Annotated in this window: 3 protein-coding genes; all 3 read left to right on the top strand. The window is 33.5% G+C overall.

Annotated features, from left to right (window positions below; all coding sequences use genetic code 11):
- Positions 1-1,098, top strand: a 1,098-nt coding sequence (locus tag H5163_RS20930) for a TonB-dependent receptor domain-containing protein (RefSeq protein ID WP_182735884.1), incomplete at its 5' end; no start/stop codon positions are given.
- 65 nt (positions 1,099-1,163) lie between these two features.
- Complete coding sequence (locus tag H5163_RS20925) at positions 1,164-1,862, top strand: 2OG-Fe(II) oxygenase family protein (RefSeq protein ID WP_182735883.1); 699 nt, start codon at positions 1,164-1,166, stop codon at positions 1,860-1,862.
- An 876-nt stretch (positions 1,863-2,738) separates the two neighbouring features.
- On the top strand, positions 2,739-3,430 hold a 692-nt coding region (locus H5163_RS20920), incomplete at its 3' end, for a TonB-dependent siderophore receptor (protein ID WP_182735882.1).

Genomic DNA, 3,430 nt, shown 5'->3' with positions numbered 1-3,430 from the left:
GAGGCATATGTTGAGCTATCAATTCCTGTTATTGAAGGCTTAACTATTTCACCAGCAATTCGATTCTCAGATCACAGTGCATATGGTAGCAACTCTACTGCTAAAGTGGGTGTAGAATACCGTCCAATCGACGACATTTTACTTCGTGGTACATGGGCTGAAGGTTATAGAGCTCCTTCAATTTCGGATTTATATGCAGGTAATGCTGATTCATATCCAACACTAACAGATCCATGTAATTCAGTTGAGGGTGCAGTTCCTAACCTTCCAGGTTGTGCTGGTGTACCAGATGGTTATGCACAAGCAAATACTCAAATTCGTATTACAAATGTATCATCGCCAGATCTTAAGCCGGAAGAGTCAGAATCAAAAACATTTGGTATTGTTTATAACCCAAGTTATGTTGATGGTTTAGAATTCACAATCGATTATTATGATATTGAAGTTACAAACTCAATCGGTCGTTATGGTGCTTCAAGACTTCTGAATGAATGTTCAACAGGTGATAATGCTCAGTCTTGTGATTATATTGATCGCGATGCAAACGGTAATGTTGTTGATTTACGTAACTTCCTACAAAATTCAGGTTCATACAACGTAGAAGGTATTGACTTCTTTACAGCCTATAAATTTGATACTGAATACGGTAGCTTTAAAACGTCACTAGACTTGTCATATGTGATGACGAATGAATTTGATGGTGAAGATCAAGTTGGGATTCAGTATGGTGATGCTGGTTACCCTGAATATAAAGGTACATTTGCAGTTGATTGGTCGATGGGTGATTTTGACGCTCATTGGCAAACTCGTTATGTAGATCGTTTACAGAACTATTACGATGTTTTATATGGTGCTGAAAACTACCCAGGTATGGCAGCGGAGATCGGTTCTTACTTTGTACATGATGTTTCAGTAGGCTACGCATTAGATGCTTATAATACTAAGTTAACACTAGGTATTGAGAATTTATTCGCTAAAGAACCATCACCAGAATATAGCAATAACGATATAGCTATCTCTACAAACAACTTCTCAGTTACTGAGTATGATGTAAATATGGATCGCTTTGTATATTTACGAGCAACTATTAAATTTTAATGCATTATTAATAATTTAATTTAATTTAAAGCCACTCTAGAGTGGCTTTTTTTTATGAGGTAAAAATGGTTGAGTTAAAAAATATAAGTGAAAAGCTGGAGAGTATACAAGAAGAGTATATGAAAAATAAAAGGGTCATGCTCTCAGACGTATGGACAGATGAAAGTGCATCACTTTTGCACGAAGCGATCGAAAATAAGACGAATTTTCTAAATGCTTTTGCTATAGATGGTAAATATATTCAATCTTCAGATCGTGAATTAGGGAGTATGACTACAGAAGAAAAAAGAGAACTCCAAAGGACAATCTATAAAGATGCTTCAAATGGAATTGGCTTTTTTTATGGGCGACATAATATCAATAAAAATACAGAGTTTTCTTTATATAAAGCTCTTTTTAATTATCTGAATTCAGATGTTTGCCTTAATTTTATTCGACAGATCACTGGTAATGAAAATGTAATTAGTGCAAGTGTACAAGTAACACGCTATATATCAGGTAATTTTTTAACAAGGCATAATGATGTGCTACCTAGTGAAGGTAGAGCTATTGCCTATGTATTTGGTTTTACACCAAACTGGCATCCTGATTGGGGTGGTTTACTACACTTTTTTAATGCTGAAGGGGGGATGGTTGATACGTTTTTTCCGAAAAATAATACTCTTAGTTTATTTGATGTAAATTTACCACATTCAGTAAGTTACGTAACACCTTTCGCAAAGTATCCAAGATATTCTATTACTGGTTGGTTTAATGTAATTTAGCCTTATATTTAAGGCATCTTTTGGTTTTTATTTTTTTATTAAAGCAGGTCGGGAACTTACCTAAATTTAAGCAGCGATAATTAATTAGTATTATAACGAAAATATGGTAGTTTTCGGCTTGTATTTAATTGACTAAAAATTATTTTAATTGAAGTAGTATAAATAAATGGTAAGTTTACATTAAGAAGAACTTATCGATATTAAACTTGGTTAACTTTTTTAAATTCGTTAATTATTGTTATATTTTATTCAATACTGAAAAAAGCTAAGTAGAACTGTTAATAACCAATGTATAATTACTAGTTTATGATGCTATTACATGTATAACGCCTTTTAATAGTTATGTCTGATTTTCAACTAAGTTTTTACCTTTCAGTATTTGAAAAAATATTAAACGGAGTCATATAACATGTAGCAAAATTCTGTCTTAAATTATTGAATGATTAGGTATGGTCTTCAAACACTGTTACAAAACTACCTTTTGAAAAATCTCCGTCAATTTGCCGCTAACTCATTTTATTCCCTTCATACAGAAATCGTCTTAACTAATAAAATTAAAGAATTAAGGGTTTTGATTCAATTATTGAATGTATTACTTGTTAATTTATTTGTATTAGTCTTTTCGATAAATGTAAATATAAAATTAATAATCAATAAAAAACAGTTGCTTATATTGTTTATTAGTTGTGCTTTTTTGTTCCTTAACTGTAAAGTTGATGGATTTAAAGTTAAATAAGTGTTGACCTTTGGCTGTACCTGATATTACTATCCATTTGCTCAATTAGGTACTTAGTATCTTTTATGGATACTTATTAGCTTTTTTATGAGTAATTAAAACTAATAAAATCATATATTAATATGACCAGGGAGAATCAAATGTTAAATAATAAAGTTTCAAAGGCAGTTCGCTTAGCGATCGCTTTTGGTGCAGCATCAACAGCTGCTTTTTCAGCAAGCTCATTTGCTGCAGAAGAAGGTGTAGAAAAAGTTGAACGTATTCAGGTAACTGGTTCACGTATTAAACGAACTGATTTAGAAAGCGCAAGCCCTGTGCTTGTTCTAGACCGTGCTGATCTTGAAGCAAGTGGCCAGATCAGCATTGGTAATATCCTACAGCAAATTCCAGCAGCAGGTGCCGCTTTAAATACTGCATTCAATAATGGTGGTACCGGTGCCACTAACATGGATTTACGCAACCTAGGTGCAGAGCGTTTATTAGTATTAGTAAATGGTAAACGTTGGGTTTCTTCATTAGGTTCTACGGTTGATTTAAATACCATTCCAGCGTCATCAATTGAGCGTGTTGAAGTTGTTAAAGATGGCGCATCAGCAATTTATGGTTCAGATGCGATAGCCGGTGTTGTTAATATCATCACACGTAAAGACTTTGAAGGTGCAGAGCTTTCAGTTTATGGTGGTGAAAACTTAAAATATAACGATGGTCGTCAATATTCAGCTGATTTAACAATTGGTACCACCTCTGATAAAGGTGGCTTAATGATGAACCTTAGCCACGTTACTCAAGCTGAAATTTGGGCTGGTGATCGTGATATCTCATCAATGGGTAA

The organism is Pseudoalteromonas sp. SG44-8, from assembly GCF_014164125.1.
Taxonomy (GTDB): domain Bacteria; phylum Pseudomonadota; class Gammaproteobacteria; order Enterobacterales; family Alteromonadaceae; genus Pseudoalteromonas; species Pseudoalteromonas rhizosphaerae.
The sequence above is the reverse complement of the archived record's forward strand: the minus strand, read 5'-3'. Positions and strand labels throughout refer to the sequence as shown.